Genomic DNA, 18,716 nt, shown 5'->3' on the forward strand with positions numbered 1-18,716 from the left:
GTGTGACCTCCGGCACCATTGCCGCCATCGCTACGGCCCCCGGCCGTGGCGGTGTCGGTGTCATCCGCATCTCGGGCAGCAATTTGCTGCCCTTTGCTTATGCACTGACCGGCAAGACACCCAAGCCGCGTTACGCCACGCTGACCGATTTCAAGTCGGCCGATGGCCAGACCATCGACAGTGGCCTGCTGCTTTACTTTCCCGATCCCCATTCATTCACCGGCGAGGATGTCCTCGAACTGCAGGGCCATGGCGGCCCGGTGGTCATGCAGATGCTGCTCGCCCGCTGTCTCGACCTTGGTGCCCGCTTGGCGGAACCCGGCGAGTTCAGCCGGCGCGCCTTCCTCAACGGCAAGCTCGATCTGGCCCAGGCCGAAGCGGTCGCCGACCTGATCGATGCCTCGACGGCGAGCGCGGCGCGCTCGGCCATCCGTTCGCTGCAGGGTGAATTTTCCAAGGCAATCCACAGCCTGACCGACGAATTGATCAACCTGCGCATGCTGGTCGAAGCGACGCTCGATTTTCCCGAAGAAGATATCGATTTCCTGAAGGCAGCCAATGCCTTCGGCCGCCTCGAAAACCTCCAGCGCAAGCTGGCTGAGACCTTCGACCGGGCCGGCCAGGGCAAGCTGCTGCAATCGGGCCTGCACGTCGTGCTGGCGGGCCAGCCGAACGTCGGCAAGTCCTCGCTGCTCAACCGGCTGGCCGGCGACGATCTGGCCATCGTCACGGCGATTGCCGGGACGACGCGCGATGCTTTGCGGTCGACCATCCAGATCGAGGGAATTCCACTGCACATCATCGATACCGCCGGCCTGCGCGAAACCGATGACGAAGTCGAAAAAATCGGTATCGAACGCACCTGGCGGGAAATCGAACGGGCCGACGTCGTACTGCTGCTGGTCGATGCGCGCAGCGGAACCGGCGAAGCCGACCGCGAGATCCTCGACCGGCTGCCAGCCCAGCTCAAACGCATTACGGTCTATAACAAGATCGACCTCGCCGGTACGCCAGCCGAACGGCATGTCGAACCCGACAGCACGGCCATCTCACTGTCCGCCCGCTCCGGAGAGGGTATCGAGCTGCTGCGCCAGGAGTTGTTGCGGATCGCCGGCTGGCATCAGACGGAAGATGTCTTCATCGCCCGCGAACGCCATTTGCGCGCCCTGGCCGATGCCCAGCAACACATTGCCGCGGCGCGCCAGGTTGTCGAAAGCGCCCTCCCGGCTCTTGAACTGTTCGCCGAAGAACTCCGCCTGGCCCAACAGGCGCTTGGCCTGATCACCGGCGAATTCAGCGCCGACGATCTGCTCGGCGTCATCTTCAGCCGCTTCTGCATCGGCAAATAACGCGCTTGGCAGGCCCCGAATAGGTACCCGAGAATCGTTGGTGATAAGGCTGTGGATAAACTGTCGGCCGTTTGTGGATCAAACGAGTGTTCAAGCTTTCCTGAAAAACGATCCCCTTTTCATCCACAAGTCATTCAGAGGCTTTTGAAGACCAAATTTTCAGCGTAACAGCTTGTATAAAAAGTTAATTTTTTACTTATCCACAGAACTATTGCTGAGTTACTCCTTATAGTCGTTTTATATATGATTCTTGTTGAAAAACAAACAAGCAACAACTTGCGGCTGATCGCCGCCAGAAAACCTTGATGGAAATCTTCACACCGGAACTGCTGGTGCTGATTTTTGCGGCTTTCATGGCCGGCAGCATCGATGCGGTAGTGGGTGGTGGCGGCCTGATCCAGATTCCGGCACTGTTTGCCATCTATCCGGGTGAATCGGCGGCAACGCTGTTTGGTACCAACAAATGCGCCAGCGTTGTCGGTACGGCGAATGCCACCTGGCGCTACGCCCGGCAGGTGAAGATGCCGTGGCGGACCATCCTACCGGCAGCACTCGCCGCTTTTGCCTTTTCCTACCTGGGCGCGGCGGCGGTCGCCTGGTTGCCGAAAGATGCGGTGCGTCCGCTGATCCTGCTGCTGTTGGTCATTGCGGCGGTATACACGCTGAAGCACAAGGATTTCGGGCAGGTTCACCGACTGGCACATGCCGGTCATCGGGAACTCATCTACGCGGTGTTGCTGGGTGGCGTGATCGGTTTCTATGATGGCTTTTTCGGACCGGGGACCGGCAGTTTTCTTATATTCCTGTTTGTCCGCTTCTTTGGTTTCGACTTCCTGCACGCCTCGGCTGGCGCCAAGGTAGTCAATGTCGCCACCAATCTGGCGGCCCTCGCCTATTTTGTGCCGAACGGCTTTGTCCTGGCTTTGCTGGCGCTGCTCATGGCGCTCGCCAATGTCAGCGGCTCGGTGGCCGGAACCTGGCTGGCCTTGCGGCATGGCAGCGGTTTTGTGCGCAAGGTTTTTCTGGCGATGGTTGGCATTCTGATCGTCAAATTTGCCTGGGATACCTATAGGCTTTTGTAATACTTTTCCCGGAACTGATGGCGGCTGGTGTTTTCAAATAAAATCCGGCCACTTCGACAGAGGAAAAGTTCATGCGCATCACGCTCGTACACCCCGCTGGCTTCAATTTTGTTCCGGGGCAACCGGATTTTTCGGTACTGGCTAACCGCATGCCGCCAATCGGCATCATGCAACTGGCTTCCTGGCTGGAAAAATTCGGCCACAACGTCGCCCTGCATGATTGCCTCGGTCCTTATTCGCCGCCCGGCATCGCCGAGAACGCCGAGATCGTGCTGGCCAGCAATCCCGAAATGGTCGGTTTTTCGGCGACCACTTCCGGTTTCATGGATGCCTTCGAAATTGCCGCCTATATCCGCGAGCGTCGGCCGGAGATCAAGATCGTTTTCGGCAATGTTCATGTTTCCTCGCTGGGCGCGCCGATCCTCGAACACTTTCCGGAAATCGACTATCTGGTCATTGGCGAAGGCGAAGGCGCGATGCTGGAACTGGCCGACGGTAAACCGCTGACAGAGATCGGCAATCTGATCTATCGCGACGAGGCAGGCAAGATCCGCGTCAATCCGCGCCGCGACCGCATCCTCGATCTCGACGAACTGCCCTTTCCCGCCTACGAAAAACTGGCCGGCTTCCCGCACGCCTACCATCTGCCGCTGTTTGCCTACGAAAAGCGCTACGGGGCGACGATGATCACCTCGCGCGGCTGCCCCTACACCTGTTCGTTCTGCGACCGGACGGTGTTCGAGCGGCTGTACAAGACCAATTCGGCGCAATACACCTACGACCACATGAAGTACTTGCGGGACAATTTCGGCGTTTATCACATCAACATGTACGACGACCTGTTCACCGCCAAGAAGCAGCGCGTCATGGACTTGTGCGAGCTGCTGATCGAAAAACCGCTCGGCATCCAGTGGAATTGCGCCATCCGCACCGGCCATACCTCCGACGAGATGCTCGCCAAACTCAAGCAGGCCGGCGTGTTGATGGTTTCGATGGGTATCGAATCGGCCGATCTGGCGATGATGGAACGCCACAAGGCCGGCGTTACGCTCGACGCCGTGCGCGATACCGTACGGCAGATCCATGCGGCCGGGATGCGCGCCAAGGGCCTGTTCATTTTCGGGATGCCCGGTGAAACGCCGGAAACCGTCAGGACGACCAGCGATTTCATCCTGTCGCTGGAACTCGACGAAATGAACATGACCAAGTTCAGCCCGCTGCATGGTGCGCCGATCTGGGATGAGTGCGTCAGCGGCGAATCCGGCGATTTCATTGAGGACTGGCGCCTGATGAACTGCCTGAACTTCGTTTTTCTGCCGCATGGTTTTTCGTCGCGCGCAGAAATGGACGCGCTGTACAACTGGCACGTCAAACGCTTCTATGACAGCAAGGGCTATCGCCACCGCTTCGCCAAGCGCTTGTGGGCCCATCGCTGGAGTCTGTGGCACGTACTCAAGCACCTGCCGGAGACCATTGCCGCCGCACGCTACTTCAGTGCCAACAAGGAGCAGCTCGAAAAGGCCAAGCGCGAATTCGTACTGCATCCCCGTCAGCCAGTCGGTATCAAGCCTTTCCTCAGTCCGGAATTGCAGGTCGATAACATCGTTTCGATGTCGCCGATCAAAATTTCGCGGCGCGAGGCAATGAAAACCGTGCTGCAGGTGATGGAAGAATCGACCGCCTGTTGTACGCCGCCGAGTTTGCAAGCAGCGGTATAATCGCCGCCCGGGGGAGGTTGACCATGAAAAAATTTGGTATTTTTGGCCAATTTTGGTTGTTGACCGCAGTCACGCTGCTTGCCTCGCTGGCCGCCTGCGGGGGTTCCGGCAGCAAGCCAGAAGACAGCAAACCGGTTGCCTCGGCCAAAAGCGAATCGGTCGTCCGTAGCGGTTACGCCTGCTGTAACCTGCATTACGAAGGCGACTGGATTAGTGATTCAAATCTCGCCCAGTTGGCTTTCATCCCGGTGGGTACGCCGATCAACGTCAAGAAAATTGATGGATATCGCGCCTACATCGAGGTCAATGGCAAGGCGATGCGCCTGGGACACGACTATGGCCGGGCCGAGGAAAGTACCGAGCAGTGGGTAAACAAGGTGGTCGTACTGGAAGACCCAAAGCTGAAACTTGCCAAGTTTGCGCCGGCGGTACGCAATGCCATCGCCAAGGGGCAGTTGATGAAGGGGATGAGCAAGGAACAGGTGATCATGGCGGTCGGTCATCCGCAGACCAATGAAAACCCGAAGCTGGATGGGCCATATTGGCGTTACTGGTGGTCGAGTTTCGGTCCCTATTACGTGTATTGGTCAGGCAACAAGGTAAGCAGGATCGACGGCCATTCGGAAACGGTTGGCTACATGACCTATAAAGGCAAATAATTCTTCGCCGCCACAGAGAAATTGACAGGCTTGAACCAATGGAACAGCAAGCGAAGGAAATCGAACGTCGGGAATGTGATGTTCTGGTAATCGGCGGCGGTCCGGCCGGAACGACCATAGCGCCATTGCTGGCGGCCAAGGGTTATCGTGTCGTGCTGCTGGAAAAGGCCCGGCACCCGCGTTTTCATATCGGCGAATCCTTGTTGCCGGCCAACCTGCCGCTCTTCGAGCGGATGGGTGTGGCTGAAGAAATCAAGGCGATCGGCATGGAAAAATGGGGCGCCGAGTTCGTTTCGCCTCACCATGAGATGGCGCAGTGCTTCCATTTTGCGGATGCCTGGGACAAGACGATGCCCTATGCCTATCAGGTCAAGCGCGCCGAATTCGATACCATCCTGCTGCGCAATGCCGAGAAGAAGGGCGTTGAGGTGCATGAATGCTGCAAGGCGAAGACGGTCGATTTTCTGCCTGATAACAGCGGCGCGGTGATCAAGGCACAATACGACGATGGTCGCGAGTTTGCGTGGAAAGCCCGCTTCGTGGTCGATGCCTCCGGGCGCGACACCTTTCTTGCCAACCGCTTCCAGATCAAGCATCGCAACCCGAAACACAACAGTTCGGCGATTTACGGCCATTTCTCCGGAGCCAAACGCCACGACGGGCAGGCCGCCGGCAATATCACCATTTTCTGGTTCGAGCACGGCTGGTTCTGGTTCATTCCGATGATGGACGATGCCACCAGCATCGGCATGGTGACCTGGCCGTATTACATGAAGACCATCGGCGAGCGGAACATCGAGCAGTTCCTGATGGACGGCATTGCCATGTGTCCGGCCCTGGCCGAGCGTTTGAAGGACGCCAAGCTGGTCAACAAGGTCGAGGCGACCGGCAATTTTTCCTATGTCTCCGAGCGCAACCACGGCCAGAACTATCTGCTGCTCGGCGATGCCTATGCCTTCATCGATCCGGTATTTTCTTCCGGTGTGCTGCTCGCCATGAACAGTGGCGTACTCGGCGCCGAGGCCATCGATACCTGCCTGAGCAAGCCGGCCCAGGCGGCCGCTGCGCTGAAGCGTTTCGATGCGTTGATGAAGCACGGCCCGAAGGAGTTTTCCTGGTTCATCTATCGGGTAACCAATCCGATCATGCGCGATTTCTTCATGTTTCCGAAGAACATCTTCCGCGTCAAGGAAGCCCTGCTGTCGGTACTGGCCGGCGACATTTTCGGCAAGACGCCGATCTGGCGTTCGATCTGGATGTTCAAGCTGCTTTATTACATCGCCAATATCATTCAGCCGAAGCGCGCTTTCATGGGCTGGAAACGTCGCCACTTCAATATTCGTCCGGTCGAAGTTCCGCCCGTCTATAACGCTTAGTGAATTTGCCATTGATTTCTCAGGTTTTCTCCGCCCAGCTTGCCGACCTCGTTTCACGTGAAACGGGCCGTGTGCTGGGCGGCGCCATGCTTGGCGATCAACCCGGCGCCAGCTTGCCCGAGTGGCCGGTGCAGCGCATTGTTGCCCCCTTGCTCGGGGCCACCGGCCCAGTCATCCATGAAACCTGGCTGGCCGGCCAAGCCGTGCTTACCGGCAACAGCGAAGGCATCGCCTGGTGTCGGGCCGGCCAGTTGCTCTACGGGGTAATCGATCTCGACGAGGCCGATTTCACTGCGACGCCGGGCTGTTCGGCGCTGCAGGCGGCGAGTCAGGAAGCCTACCGGCGCATTTTTCGCCTGCTCGATGCGAAGAACTTGCCGCATCTGTGGCGGGTCTGGAACTACCTCGCTGCGATCAATCGAGAAACCGACGGCCTGGAACGCTATCGCCAGTTCAATATCGGCCGGCAGGATGCCTTTCTCGAATTCCGGCGCGGCGCCACCGGCAATGTGCCGGCCGCCTGCGCCATCGGCCTGACCGGCGGGCCGCTGTCGATTGCCTTCATGGCCGGCGATCAGCCGGCTGTCGCCGTCGAGAACCCGCGTCAGGTCAGTGCCTACGACTACCCGGCCGACTACGGCCCGCGCAGTCCGACTTTTTCGCGCGCCGCACTGGTCTATCCGCCGGGCCAGGAAATCCTGTTCATTTCCGGTACGGCGAGTATCGTCGGCCACCTGACGGTGCATCCGGGCGATGTCGCCGGGCAGTGCCGGGAAGCCTTGGCCAATGTCGCCGCAGTGCTCGGCGAAGCCAATCGTCTGGCCCGTTCGACGCCTTTTACCTTGCCCGAGCTGTCCTATCGGGTTTACGTTCGCCATGCCGCCGATTTTCCGCTGGTTCGCGAAACCTTGGCCGGCTTGATCGGCGGGACAGCCGAAATCGTATATGTGCAGGCGGATATCTGCCGGCACGATCTGTTACTGGAAATCGAGGCACTGGCCTCGCACGCGCTGGGGAATTGCTGATGGCCACCTCGATCAAAATCCGGATTGCCCGTTTCGCCACCGTCGGCCTCGCTGCTGTCGCGCTGGTCGCGCAGGCCGCCGAGGAAAGGCCGCTGTGGGAGGTCGGTGCCGGCGTGGTGGCATTCAGTTTTCCGTCGTACCGGGGTTCCGACCAGACCAACAATTTTCTGATGCCGGTACCGCACTTCACCTATAACGGCGACTTCTTCAAGGCCGACCGGCACGGTATTCGCGGCAGCATTTTCGATTCCGAGCGGGTCGATCTGACGCTCAGCCTGGCGCTCTCGCCACCGGCACCGAGCGACGACATCAAGGCGCGCAACAACATGCCCGATCTTGAAGCGACCTTCGAAATCGGGCCGCAGCTGGATCTCACTTTCTGGCGCTCGGAAAACCGGGCGCGTTTCGTCAAGCTGCTGTTGCCCTTGCGCGCGGCCTTCACCGTCGAAGGTTCGCCGAAAGATATCGGCTGGGTTTTTCATCCCAAGCTGAACATGGACATCACCGATCTGCCGAACATGCCGGGCTGGAATCTCGGCATGCTGGCCGGGCCGCTGTTTGGCGACAAGCGCCAGCACGCCTACTACTACTCGGTGGCGCCACAGTTTGCGACGGCCAGCCGGCCGGCCTACGAAGCCACTTCCGGCTACGCCGGCATGCAGTATCTGGTGGCCTTGTCGAAGCGCTTCCCGAAATACTGGGTCGGCAGCTTTATCCGCTACGACAACCTGAGCGGTTCGACCTTCGCGGATAGCCCGCTGGTTCGGCAAAAGGATTATTTCGCCGCCGGCCTGGCCATTACCTGGGTGCTCGGTGAGTCGTCGACCCGTGTGTTGGTGAATGACTGATCGGCAGCACGCGGGTAATCCGCTGTGGATTGCCTACGAATACGCCGCAATGGTCATCGGCTTCACTTCGATGTCCCTGATCAGCCTGGCCTGGATACCGTTCGCGCTGGTTTTTTCGGCGCTGCTGCCGCGGCGCATCGGGCAGCGCTGGGGCCGCTACATGATCATGGATGCCTTCCGCACCACGCTGCACCTCGTTTCGCTGCTGTTCCCCTGTCGTTTCGATCTCTCCGAACTCGATCAACTGCGTCACCAGGGCCCGTTGATCCTGGCTGCCAACCACCCTTCCCGGCTTGATGCGGTGCTCATCGTCTCGCGCCTGCCCAATGTCGTCTGCGTCGCCAAGGCGGTCTTGCTCGACAATGTCCTGTTCGGGGCCGGAGCGCGGCTGGCGCGTTATATCCGCAACAGTTCGCCGCTGGAAATGATCCTCAGCGCCCGCGAGGAGTTGCAGGGCGGCGCCCAGTTGCTGATCTTTCCCGAGGGCACCCGCACCGTGAATTTTCCCGTCGATCGGTGCACCTCCGCCACCGGACTGATCGCGACGCGAACCGGCATTCCGGTGCAGACCTTGATCATCGAGTTCTCCTCGCCCTATCTCGGTAAAGCGTGGCCGCTGTTCAAGGCGCCGCGCTTGCCGCTGCACTGCCGCATCAGGCTGGGGCGGCGTTTCGCGCCGCCGGCCAATGTCGAGGCATTTACCGGCGAACTCGAAGCCTATTTCCGCGCGGAACAGGCATCCGCTTCCCCATCCACCGTCGCTCACTGAAGCAAAGCAATGCCGGAACTTTCCGCTACCCACCTCGTGCTGATTCCCAGCTACAACCCCGGTCCCAAGGTCCTCGCCACGGTGCGGGCCGCCCTCGCCCAGTGGACGCCGGTCTGGGTCGTCGTCGACGGCAGCACCGATGGCAGCACCGAGCGTCTGCAGGCCTTGGCGAGCGAAATGCCGGGTTTGAAAGTGATCGTCCTGCCGGCCAATCGCGGCAAGGGTTCGGCCGTGCTGGCCGGCCTTAGCGAGGCCGAAACCGCCGGCTACACGCACGTGCTGACGATGGATTCGGATGGCCAGCATCCGGCCGAGCTGATTCCCGCCTTCATGGCCGCCTCTCAGGCCCGACCGGAAACCATGGTTCTCGGCAAGCCGGTGTTCGCCGCCGATGCCCCCGCCTTGCGGGTCAATGGCCGCAAGGTCTCGAACGGCTGGGCCAATCTGGAAACCCTGTGGATGGGAATCGGCGATTCGTTGTACGGCTTTCGCGTCTATCCGATCGCTCCGTTGCGGCGGATCATGCAGGCCAACCGCTGGATGCGCCGTTTCGATTTCGACCCGGAAGCGGTCGTTCGCCTGTGCTGGGCCGGTGTCCGGCCGGTCAATATCGCGGCGCCGGTGCGCTATTTCCGGGCCGACGAAGGCGGCGTCTCGCATTTCCGCTATCTGCGCGACAACACCTTGCTGACCTGGATGCACACCCGGCTCTTTCTCGGCTTCCTGATTCGCCTGCCACGGCTGATCTGGCGCCGCCTGTCATCACCCAACTGAATGCGACATCGACTCCATGACTGAAGCCGCCACCCCTACCGCCGCGATGAAGGCCGATCCGCGCCTGGAAAGCTATTTTGCCGGCGAGGAGGAGCGGCGCACCGTGACCCGCGCCATGTTCGATCAGGCGGCCGGTGGCTACGACAAGGCCGAGCGGATCACGGCCCTGGGCAGCGGCGCCTGGTATCGGCGCGACGTGTTGCGGCGCAATGGCCTGCGCCGCGGCATGACCTTGCTCGACGTGGCGGCCGGGACCGGCCTGGTGGCCAGCGCCGGCCAGCAGCTGATCGGTCTGGAGGGCCGCTTGCTGGCGCTCGATCCGTCGCCCGGCATGCTCGCCGAACTGCGCAAGAAACTCGATGTCGAGACCATCGAGGCCTACGCCGAGTCGATTCCGCTGCCTGACAATCATGTCGATTTCGTGTCGATGGGCTACGCCCTGCGCCATGTCGGCGATCTCGATCTGGCCTTCGGCGAATACCAGCGCGTGCTGCGGCCGGGCGGTCGCGTCTGCATCATGGAAATCAGCCGGCCGGCCAGCCGACTCGGCCAGTTCCTGCTGCGCGCCTATATCGGCGCGGTGGTCCCCTTCCTCGCCCGCCTGACCGGCAGCCACGCCGACGTCAAACTGCTGTGGCAATACTACGGCGACACCATCGAGGTCGCCCTCGAGTCCGAACACATTCTTGACGCCATGCGCCGGGCGGGTTTTGTCGATGTCGAGTGCTCGATCACCTTCGGCGTCTTTCGCGAGTATCTCGGGCGCAAGCCCTGAGAATCTTTGCCACTTTCGGGCGCTTGCCGCTAGCATGCGCATTTCCGAACTGCTGATTAGCGTCAAGGCCTTACGATGAATACGACCGAGATCTTCCTGATTGCGATGAGCATCATCTTCACCGTGCCGTACCTGATCTGGCGCCTGGGGAAAACCGATTATTACGCGCCGCTCGTCGTCGTCCAGATCATCACCGGCATCCTGCTTGGGCCGGGCATCCTCGGCCGGATCTTTCCCGACTACTACAGCTTCGTGTTCACGCCGGCCGTCATCCAGTCGCTGAATGGCATTGCCTGGTGGGCGGTGATGCTGTTCGTGATGATCGCCGGCATCGAGCTCGACCTGAAAAAAGCCTGGGCGCATCGCCGCGAGAGTTCGATCACCGCCGGCCTGGCGCTCGGTACGCCGTTGCTCTTTGGCTGCGGCGCGGCCGCCGTACTGCTGCTCGGTGACGGCTGGATGGGGCCGCGGGCGATGACCTGGCAGTTCGTGCTCGGCGTTGGCATGGCCTGCGCGGTGACCGCGCTGCCGATCCTGATCCTGCTGATGGAAAAACTGGAAATCCTGCGCCAGCCGATCGGCCAGCGCATCCTGCGCTACGCCAGCCTCGACGACATCGCAATCTGGGGCGTCCTGGCGCTGATCCTGATGGACTGGCAGCGGGTCGGCAAGCAGGCCGCCTTCCTGATCGCCTTTGCCGTCGTCGGCTATATTTTCCGCCAGGTGATGGTCCGCCTGGCCGAGCGTGACCGCTGGTACGTCGCCCTGATCTGGCTGGCCGTCTGTGCCTTCGGCGCCGACTGGGCCGGCCTGCATTTCATGGTCGGCGCCTTCCTGGCCGGCGCGATCATCGAGGCCGAATGGTTCGATCAGGAAAAAATGGACCTGCTGCGCCACCACGTGCTGCTGGTCATCATGCCGGTCTTCTTCCTGAGTACCGGGCTGCGCACCAACTGGGCGCTCGGTGGCGAGACGGTGTTCATTGCCGCCGCGCTGCTATTGGTTGCCTCGATCACCGGCAAGCTGATCGGCGTGCGGCTGGCCGGCCGGATCCTCAACTGGGCGCCCGGCGAGGCGAGCATCATCGGCTGGCTGCTGCAGACCAAGGCGCTGATCATGATCATCTTCGTCAATATCCTGCTCGACAAACAGATCATCACCAGCGAGGCCTTCACTGCGCTGCTGCTGATGGCGGTGGTCAGCACCATGCTCACCGTGCCGCTGGTGGCGCCTAAACTGGCGCGCATCAAGGAACTGATTTTCCGCACCAGCTAATACAAACCTGACGCGCAAAGCGAACCATCAGTAGCGGTAACGGTTCTTTTCCGCTTCGATCTGGCGGAGATAGGCTTTTTCCCGCGCCAACTGCCGTTCCGCTTCGTATTCACGCTGACGTTCGGCAGTGGCTTTTGCCTGTTCTTCGCGCTGCATGGCCCGGCGGGATTCCGCCTCGCTTCGTTCGATATTGCGGCTAACCTGGTTGCCGTAAGCGATATCGCGCTCCCGATTGGCCCGCTCCATCGCCTCATTCCGTTGCCGTTGTTGATCTGCCCGCTCAGCAGCGATACGTTCCTCGGCGGCTTTTCTGGCTTCACTTTCGGCCATTTGGGCGGCCGCGACGGTGCGTTCGGCATCCAGGCGAGCCAGTTCCTGGGCGGTCTGGTACTTTTTGTAGGTGATGCCGAAAAATCCGATAACACAGGCAATGACGATCAGTTTGATGAAGGGCCGGCCTGGAGTTTGCGTCGTCTCGTCGGCTGTTTCCCGGGCCCCCAGGTTGGTATCGTAACGCTGGCGCCGGGTCGGATTGGAGAGCGTATTGAAGGCTTCGCGCAGGGCAATCATCCGGTTGGTCGCGTCCTCGTCACCGCTTGCGGCCAGTTCTGAAAATTGCTGATGGAGACGCTTGTAGCCAGCCGCAATGGCGTCGTCGCTGGCTGACTGGCTGACTTCGAGCAGGTCGTAAAGGGTATTTGCCATGTCAATTTGCTTGCGCTTGGGCTGCGTTCAACGACGCCGGATTTGTGGGGCGTCGCCGGGATGCATGCTGTCGATGACGTTATAACCGCCCTTGACGTTGCGATCGCGGGCCGCGCGATATTCCAGATCGGAAAGCTGGGTCCGGTTTTTCTCGTGCACCAGTTCGGCCTGCCGTTTCTGGCTTCGGTTGATCTGGTCTGCCTGATCGTCGACGCGGCCGGCACCGGCCATGCACGGCGTATCCGAGAAAACGGTCTTGCCGCCCTGGGTGCATTTGTAGGTGTCGGCCTGCACATTCAGAGCGAAAAGGAACAAGGAGTGTAGCGAGAGGCGGACGAAGCGGTTCATGATTATCCCGGGACGTTAAACCAGCCGGCGGATTTTATTCGCTTTGGGTAGCAGGCACAAAGCAAATACGCATAACGATCAGATCATTGCGCCGTTGATCGAAATGATCTGTCCCGAGATGTAGGCAGCGCGCTCGGAGGCGAGGAAGGCGACGAGATCGGCCACCTCCTCCGGTTTGCCGGCGCGCTTCATCGGCACCAGATTCTTGATCGCCTCGGCATCAAAAGCGCCTTCGCTCATTTCGGTGGCGATGATGCCGGGTGCCACGGCGTTGACCGTGATGCCGCGACTGGCCAGTTCGAGGGCCAGCGACTTGGTCGCCGCGTGCAGCGCGCCCTTGGCCGCCGAGTAATTGACCTGGCCGCGATTGCCGGTGATGCCGGCAACCGAGGAAATATTGATGATGCGGCCCCAGCGGGTGCGGATCATCGGCATGCTGAGCGGCTGGGTGACGTTGAAAAAGCCGTTCAGCGAGACGTCGATGACCGAATGCCACTGTTCCGCCGACATGCCGGGGAAAACGGCGTCGGCATGGATGCCGGCGTTGTTGACCAGGACCTGGATCGGCCCGCCTTCCAGCAGTTTTTCCAGCGCCGCCGCACTGGCGGCGCGTTCGGTGACGTCGAAGGCGACGGCCTCGCCGCTGCCGCCGGCGCCGACGATTGCGGCGACGACGGCCTCGGCCTTGTCGCGGCTGCGGTTGGCATGGACGATGACATGGTAGCCGTCGGCCGCCAGGCGCCGGCAGATGGCGGCGCCGATGCCGCCGCTGCCGCCGGTAACCAGGGCGCGTTTCATCAGGCTGTTTCCTTCAGGAGATCGGCATCGAGCACGACGGCGGCACGCCCTTCGAGCAGGCAGCGCCCGGCGTGGCTGACGGCGAATTGGTAGAGGATATGGTTGCTGTCGCCAGACAGGCGTTCGGCGGTCACCTCGAGGTCGCCGGGCAGATCGTCGAGCCGGGCAACCTGCAGCGTCACGCTGCGTACGCTGGTCAGATAGCCCTGGCGCGGCGGCGCGCCGGCCGGCGCCAGCAATGCGCCATGCACGGCCATCGCCTGGGCGGCGTATTCGATACCGTTGGCCGCCCCGAGCCGGCCGGCGGCGCGCAGCGGATTGGCCGGGTCGGTGTGGCTGACGGTGCGGCAGGAAATGGTGGTGGCCGACCAGTCGAGCACCGCGTCGAGCAGGCACATCGTGCCCTGATGCGGAATGCGGGCGGCGATCGCGGCGTGGTCTAGCATGGCTGGAGGTCGATGCGCAGTTGCATCGGGGCCAGGTAGTCGAGGCAGACCGCGCCGGCTTCGCCGCGTGCCAGCCGGCTCAGCAGCGGCAGGCTGCGCAGTGCCGGGATGGTGGTGCGCAGCGCCTCCAGGTCGCTGTCGAGCAGCTCGTCGGCTGCCGCCGTGGTCGGGCTGAGCGTGATCCGCGCCTGCGAGCGGGCGGTTCTTTCCGGTGTCAGCAGCAGCGCAACGCCGCCGCAATCGGGCGTCTCCCGTTGGCTGTGCAGCGGCTCCGGATATTCGCTGTCGTAGGCGATGAGCAGCGTCGGCTGGCCATCGACGACGACCTGGCCGAGCGCATCGAGCAGGCCGGCGCCGAAGCTGGCATCGAAGGCGCAGATGACCTGGCAGGGCGCCATCGCCTTGGTGGCGATGCCCCAATAACCGGCCGCCGCGTTATGCACGGAATTGTGGAAACGGGTCGGCGAAATTTGCCGGTCATCGCTGGCCAGCTGTTCGCACAGCGCGTGGCAGTTGTGACCGTCGGCCCCGGAGGCGGTGAATACCGTGGCCAGCGTGGCCACATCGGCCCCGGCGTTGGCTGCAGCCTCGAAGCCGATGGCCAGGGTCAACTTGATGACGCGGCTGGCCCGGCGCCGCTCGGCCGGCGGCAGGATGGCCGGGATGGGCAAGACCGACGGGGCGGCGGTGTATGGCTGTTCGCCGCGCAGAACGGCGCGTGCCGTCGGCCAGTCCGGCAGGCCGGGGGCCAGGAAGCCGATGCCTTCGATCCAGGCGGTGAGCGGGGTGACGTTCATTCGGCGACTCCGAGAACCAGGCTGCAATTACTGCCGCCGAAACCGAAGGAATTACTCAGGGCGCGGCGCGGTTTGCCGGGCTGCGCCTTGAGCAGGTAGCGCACCGGAATGCTCGGATCGATATTTTCGCTGTGCGGACTGCCCGGCAGCAGATTGTCGGTGAGGGCCAGCGCGCAGATCACGGCTTCGACCGCCCCGGCGGCGCCCAGCGTATGGCCGGTGGCGCCCTTGGTCGAACTGCAGGGCACGCGGTCGCCGAACAAGGCGGCGACGGCCTTGCCTTCGGCGGCGTCATTGGCCGGCGTCGCCGTGCCGTGCAGGTTGAGGTAATCGATGTCGTCCGGCTGCAGACCGGCTGAGCGCAGGGCCGCCTGCATGGCCATTTTGGCGCCCAGTCCTTCCGGGTGGGGCGACGACATGTGGTAGGCATCGCTCGATTCGCCGGCCCCGAGCAGCAATACCGAGCCGGCCGCCGGGCTGGCCGGAGCGCGTTCGAGTAGCGCGAAGGCCGCCGCTTCGCCGACCGAAATGCCGTCGCGCGCCGCATCGTAGGGCCGGCAGGGCCGGGTCGAGGTCAGCTGCAGCGAAGCAAAGCCATACAGCGTGGTCAGGCACAGCGAATCGGCCCCGCCGACCAGGGCGGCGTCGATGCTGCCGCAGGCCAACTGCCGGGCGGCCGCGGCGAATACCTTGGCGCTCGACGAACAGGCGGTGGAGATGGCCATGGCCGGGCCTTCGAGACCGAAATAGGCGCGCGCGAAGGCGGCCAGCGAGAAGGAGTTGTGCGTCGTCCGGTAATTGAAGTCGGCCGGCAGCGCGCCGCTCAGCGGATCGCGCCGGCGGTAGGCGAGTTCGGTCTGCAAGATGCCGGCGGTACTGGTTCCGAGAAAGATGCCGACGCGGCTCTTGCCGTAACGGGCGACGGCCGCGCGAACCCGCTCGGCGAAGCCGTCGGCTTCCAGGCCGAGCTGGACCAGCCGGTTGTTGCGGCAGTCGTACTCGGCCAGCGCGGCGGGCAGTTCCTGTTGGTCGACCGCCGCCACCTCGCCGATCCAGGTGGCAAGCTTGACGCTTTCGAAGGTACAGGGCGTCAGGCCGCTACGGCCTTCGCGCAGGCCGGCCAGCGTCGCATCAAGTCCGTGGCCGAGGCAGGTTGTAGCGGTATAAGCGGAAAGGAGCAGCGGGGACACGATAGGCCTTGAATTGGTCAGGCCGGTATTTTAACCGGACCCCGCGGCCCGGCGTCAGGTGGCGCTGTCGGCCCGCCCCAAACAGGCGCGATAGCGTCCGTCGACGCGGCGAGCGAACCATTCGGTGGTCAGCTTGCGGGTGATTTTCGGGCTTTGCAGGTCGATCTGCGGCATCACCTGACGCGGCGCCGGGCTTGCCATTGCCTGGTCGGCGAGGGAGAAAAGCCGCTTGTACAACGGGCTCTGGCCGAATTCCGCCGACTTTTCGAGCAGCAGATCGCGGCGGATTTCGCCCGGGGTCAGGCGCAGCTTGCCGCTCAGGTTGCGCGCCGCGAGTTCGACGCCGCTCGGCGTGGCGACGGCTTGTCCCTTGGCGTAGCGCAACAGGTCGCCATCGAGTTCGAGCGGCTTGCCGCTGAGCCGGCCGAGGGCGCTTTGGAAGGCGGCATTGCGGCTGCTGTAGCGGCCGGCGTTGAAATCGGCAAAGCGATAGATCACATTGTTATAGGGCGCCGGGTAGTCGAGCAGGATGGCGCTGCCGAAATACAGGCCGCCGCGCCGGCTGAACACTTCGTCGCGGATGCTGCCGGCCGGTCGGTACGGATAAGGCTTGTCGCGCGCCTGCTGTTCGGCGAATTCGACGCTGACCTGCATCGGGCCGCCGGTGCGCACCGGGTTGTAGCCGGACAGCAGTTGCCGGCCCGCTGGCAGCTCGGTAATCAGGTCCTGGAACAGCGCGTTGAGCTGCTTCTCGGTTTTCAGGGCGTCGATGCGCTGACTGTAGCTGCGGCCGTCCGGCGAGGTTTTCAGCATGGCTGCCGAGATCAGCAGCTTGGGAATGCCGAATTTGCGACCGCGCTGCTCCAGCTCCTTCCAGACGATGGCCGGCAGGCCGGGCACCGCGGGGTCGGCCTGGAAGCTCGATTCCTGTTCGATGACGGCGATCGCCGCGCAGTAGATTTCCGGGGCGTGCGGGAAATCGAGTTTGCTGAATACCGAATACAGATCGCCGGCCCAGACCTCGCGGTCCCTGACCGTCGGGCCGATCAGCCGGGCGACCATGGCCCGCACCTCGCGCTCGCCGAGTGGCGGCGGTTTGAGCGGGACGGTGGCGGCCGGCCGGCTGAGGTCGGGTGGCAGGCGGACGGGTTCGTCCGGCACCCCGACCGGCACCGGTAGTGGTCCGCCGGTCGTGCCGCAAGCGCCGAGCAGCAGCACCGGCAGCCAGCGCAGCCATCCGGAAAGGTGGCTCAGCATGCGCTCAGGCAGGTACCCGGCAGATCAACATGACGTTGGCGAAGGGCTTGCCGTCGCTCATCGGCAGCGTTTCGACCTGGAAACCGTGCTGGCTCAGCAGCGCGACCCAGTCGGCCAGCTTGCGCTCGTAGAGCGTCGGCAGCCGATGACCGCGGACGAAGGTGACGGTGCGATCGACCCAGTTGCAGATGTGGTAACGCAGGCCGGCGCCGGCATCGCCGACCCGGGTGAGGAACAGGCCGCCGGCCGGCAGGGCGGCGCGGATGCGGCGGATGACGTCCTGCTGCCGGGCATGGTCGATGTAGTGCAAGGCATCGAGGATGGTGACGACATCGGCCTGGCCGAAATCGACCTCGCACATGTCGCCCAAGCGGATGTCGACCACCGGGTGCTGCGGGCCGAAGGCGCGGGCAGCGCGATCGACGTCCTTCTGCATCAGCTCGAAGCCGCGCAGGCTGAGCGGTTTCGGGGCCGCCGCCCAATCGCTCGGCCAGTTGCCGTTTTCGTACAGCCGGCGCGCGGCGAGCAGCCAGCTGAACAGGCTGCCCTGGCCGCAGCCGAGGTCGAGAAAATGTCCCTGGCTCGGGAAAATGCCGCGCTTCAGCAGTTCGCGGAAAATGCAGTCGGACGACAGCTTGCCGCGCGAATAGTGATAGGCGAAATGGCCGCCGCCGCGGAACGGGCGGCTGGCATCGTCGAGCAGGGTTTTAAGGAAGCGGGAGGTCATGTCAGGGCGGTCGGGAGCGTCACGGGGGTTAAACGGGCCAGGTCGATGGCGGCGAGCAAGTCGGGCAATACGGCGAGGATCACCGCCTGCCCGTCGGCCGTGCGGGCGGCGTTGCCGTCGTGCAGCAGCAGGATGTCGCCGGGAGCGAGATTGTCGGTCAAGCGGGCGAAAACCTGCTGCGGGTTGCCATTGCGGGTGTCGTAGGAGCGCCGCGTCCACGAAGCGAGACGCAGGTCCAGGCTGGCCAGCACCGGTTCGAGAAAGGGGTTGCGCAGGCCGGCGGTCGGCCGGAAGAAACGCGGTGCCTGGCCGGTGATGTCGGCCAGCGTTGCCTGGCCGGCATTGATGTCGGCGCGCATGCGGCGGGGGCCGAAGGTGGCGAAAAGCGACGAGTGCGCATCGCTATGGTTTTCGACGCTGTGGCCGCGCGCCACGATGTCGCGGCAGATCGCCGGATATTGCCGGGCCTGCCGGCCGATGCAGAAGAAGCTGGCGGTGGCGCCAGCGGCGTCGAGCAGGTCGAGGACGCGTGGTGTGACCTCGGGGTCCGGGCCGTCGTCGATGGTCAGCGCCATTTCACGGCGCTGCGCCGAGGCGGTCGGCAGACGATTCAGATTCGGGCCGAGCAGGCTGCTCCGCGGCAGCAGTCCGGCACCGCTGAGGATCAGCTGGTTGAGCGCGACGGCGCCGAGCGCCCACGGCCAGGCCGTCGGTGCGGCGAGCAGGCCGAACCCGGCCGCCACATGGGTGGCGAGCGAAAGCTTGATGGTCGGTGACGGTTTCCAGGGGCGTGGCATG

At 62.9% G+C, this 18,716-nt stretch carries 20 protein-coding genes; 11 read left to right on the forward strand and 9 right to left on the reverse strand.

Annotated features, from left to right (window positions below):
• Positions 1 to 2 precede the first annotated feature (2 nt).
• The 11 genes from mnmE (at position 3) to ACLIKD_RS18780 (ending at position 11,650) form a co-directional block, all read left to right on the forward strand.
• A complete protein-coding gene (gene mnmE, locus ACLIKD_RS18730) occupies positions 3 to 1,349 on the forward strand; it encodes a tRNA uridine-5-carboxymethylaminomethyl(34) synthesis GTPase MnmE (RefSeq protein WP_428826210.1) in 1,347 nt (448 codons plus the stop codon).
• Between the two features lie 305 nt (positions 1,350 to 1,654).
• Positions 1,655 to 2,431 (forward strand): sulfite exporter TauE/SafE family protein, encoded by a 777-nt coding sequence (locus tag ACLIKD_RS18735; protein ID WP_428826211.1) that lies wholly within the window; start codon positions 1,655 to 1,657, stop codon positions 2,429 to 2,431.
• Positions 2,432 to 2,502: 71 nt separating this feature from the next.
• Complete coding sequence (locus ACLIKD_RS18740) at positions 2,503 to 4,149, forward strand: B12-binding domain-containing radical SAM protein (RefSeq protein WP_428826212.1); 1,647 nt, start codon at positions 2,503 to 2,505, stop codon at positions 4,147 to 4,149.
• Positions 4,150 to 4,172: 23 nt separating this feature from the next.
• Positions 4,173 to 4,808, forward strand: coding sequence for a hypothetical protein (locus tag ACLIKD_RS18745; RefSeq protein WP_428826213.1), 636 nt, complete (start codon positions 4,173 to 4,175; stop codon positions 4,806 to 4,808).
• Positions 4,809 to 4,846: 38 nt separating this feature from the next.
• Positions 4,847 to 6,184 (forward strand): NAD(P)/FAD-dependent oxidoreductase, encoded by a 1,338-nt coding sequence (locus tag ACLIKD_RS18750; RefSeq protein WP_428826214.1) that lies wholly within the window; start codon positions 4,847 to 4,849, stop codon positions 6,182 to 6,184.
• Positions 6,185 to 6,195: 11 nt separating this feature from the next.
• On the forward strand, positions 6,196 to 7,209 hold the full coding sequence (locus ACLIKD_RS18755; RefSeq protein ID WP_428826215.1) for a hypothetical protein: 1,014 nt from the start codon (positions 6,196 to 6,198) through the stop codon (positions 7,207 to 7,209).
• Positions 7,209 to 8,057: a MipA/OmpV family protein gene (locus ACLIKD_RS18760; protein WP_428826216.1), complete on the forward strand. Its 849-nt coding sequence runs from the start codon at positions 7,209 to 7,211 to the stop codon at positions 8,055 to 8,057. Before ACLIKD_RS18755 ends, ACLIKD_RS18760 begins: the two co-directional genes overlap by 1 nt.
• Positions 8,050 to 8,826, forward strand: coding sequence for a lysophospholipid acyltransferase family protein (locus tag ACLIKD_RS18765; protein ID WP_428826217.1), 777 nt, complete (start codon positions 8,050 to 8,052; stop codon positions 8,824 to 8,826). Before ACLIKD_RS18760 ends, ACLIKD_RS18765 begins: the two co-directional genes overlap by 8 nt.
• A 9-nt stretch (positions 8,827 to 8,835) precedes the next feature.
• Positions 8,836 to 9,600, forward strand: a complete 765-nt coding sequence (locus tag ACLIKD_RS18770) for a glycosyltransferase family 2 protein (RefSeq protein ID WP_428826218.1) — start codon at positions 8,836 to 8,838, stop codon at positions 9,598 to 9,600.
• A gap of 16 nt (positions 9,601 to 9,616) precedes the next feature.
• Positions 9,617 to 10,375, forward strand: coding sequence for a class I SAM-dependent methyltransferase (locus tag ACLIKD_RS18775; RefSeq protein ID WP_428826219.1), 759 nt, complete (start codon positions 9,617 to 9,619; stop codon positions 10,373 to 10,375).
• 75 nt (positions 10,376 to 10,450) lie between these two features.
• The gene (locus tag ACLIKD_RS18780) at positions 10,451 to 11,650 is read left to right on the forward strand and encodes a cation:proton antiporter (protein ID WP_428826220.1); all 1,200 of its coding nucleotides are present in this window, start codon (positions 10,451 to 10,453) and stop codon (positions 11,648 to 11,650) included.
• A 27-nt stretch (positions 11,651 to 11,677) separates the two neighbouring features.
• Here ACLIKD_RS18780 and ACLIKD_RS18785 read toward each other — a convergent pair whose 3' ends face one another.
• The 9 genes from ACLIKD_RS18785 to ACLIKD_RS18825 all read right to left on the reverse strand — a co-directional run bounded on the left by ACLIKD_RS18785 (position 11,678) and on the right by ACLIKD_RS18825 (position 18,715).
• The gene (locus ACLIKD_RS18785) at positions 11,678 to 12,355 is read right to left on the reverse strand and encodes a DnaJ domain-containing protein (protein ID WP_226417784.1); all 678 of its coding nucleotides are present in this window, start codon (positions 12,353 to 12,355) and stop codon (positions 11,678 to 11,680) included.
• A gap of 27 nt (positions 12,356 to 12,382) precedes the next feature.
• Positions 12,383 to 12,703, reverse strand: coding sequence for a DUF4124 domain-containing protein (locus tag ACLIKD_RS18790; RefSeq protein WP_226471936.1), 321 nt, complete (start codon positions 12,701 to 12,703; stop codon positions 12,383 to 12,385).
• 78 nt (positions 12,704 to 12,781) lie between these two features.
• Positions 12,782 to 13,501 (reverse strand): 3-oxoacyl-ACP reductase FabG, encoded by a 720-nt coding sequence (gene fabG / locus ACLIKD_RS18795; protein ID WP_428826221.1) that lies wholly within the window; start codon positions 13,499 to 13,501, stop codon positions 12,782 to 12,784.
• Positions 13,501 to 13,947, reverse strand: a complete 447-nt coding sequence (locus tag ACLIKD_RS18800) for a 3-hydroxylacyl-ACP dehydratase (protein ID WP_428826222.1) — start codon at positions 13,945 to 13,947, stop codon at positions 13,501 to 13,503. Before ACLIKD_RS18800 ends, fabG begins: the two co-directional genes overlap by 1 nt.
• Positions 13,941 to 14,744 carry a beta-ketoacyl synthase chain length factor gene (locus ACLIKD_RS18805; protein ID WP_428826223.1) on the reverse strand — a complete coding sequence of 268 codons (804 nt, stop codon included), beginning with the start codon at positions 14,742 to 14,744 and terminating at the stop codon, positions 13,941 to 13,943. Before ACLIKD_RS18805 ends, ACLIKD_RS18800 begins: the two co-directional genes overlap by 7 nt.
• Positions 14,741 to 15,934 (reverse strand): beta-ketoacyl-[acyl-carrier-protein] synthase family protein, encoded by a 1,194-nt coding sequence (locus ACLIKD_RS18810; RefSeq protein WP_428826224.1) that lies wholly within the window; start codon positions 15,932 to 15,934, stop codon positions 14,741 to 14,743. The genes ACLIKD_RS18805 and ACLIKD_RS18810 overlap by 4 nt, the downstream gene beginning before the upstream one ends.
• Before the next feature lie 54 nt (positions 15,935 to 15,988).
• Positions 15,989 to 17,191 carry a DUF1615 domain-containing protein gene (locus ACLIKD_RS18815; RefSeq protein ID WP_428826225.1) on the reverse strand — a complete coding sequence of 401 codons (1,203 nt, stop codon included), beginning with the start codon at positions 17,189 to 17,191 and terminating at the stop codon, positions 15,989 to 15,991.
• A 4-nt stretch (positions 17,192 to 17,195) separates the two neighbouring features.
• On the reverse strand, positions 17,196 to 17,918 hold the full coding sequence (locus ACLIKD_RS18820) for a class I SAM-dependent methyltransferase (protein WP_428826226.1): 723 nt from the start codon (positions 17,916 to 17,918) through the stop codon (positions 17,196 to 17,198).
• Positions 17,915 to 18,715, reverse strand: a complete 801-nt coding sequence (locus ACLIKD_RS18825) for a polysaccharide deacetylase family protein (protein ID WP_428826227.1) — start codon at positions 18,713 to 18,715, stop codon at positions 17,915 to 17,917. The genes ACLIKD_RS18820 and ACLIKD_RS18825 overlap by 4 nt, the downstream gene beginning before the upstream one ends.
• Position 18,716 lies beyond the last annotated feature (1 nt).

The organism is Azonexus sp. IMCC34842 (assembly GCF_050368855.1).
Classification (GTDB): Bacteria; Pseudomonadota; Gammaproteobacteria; order Burkholderiales; family Rhodocyclaceae; genus Azonexus; species Azonexus denitrificans_A.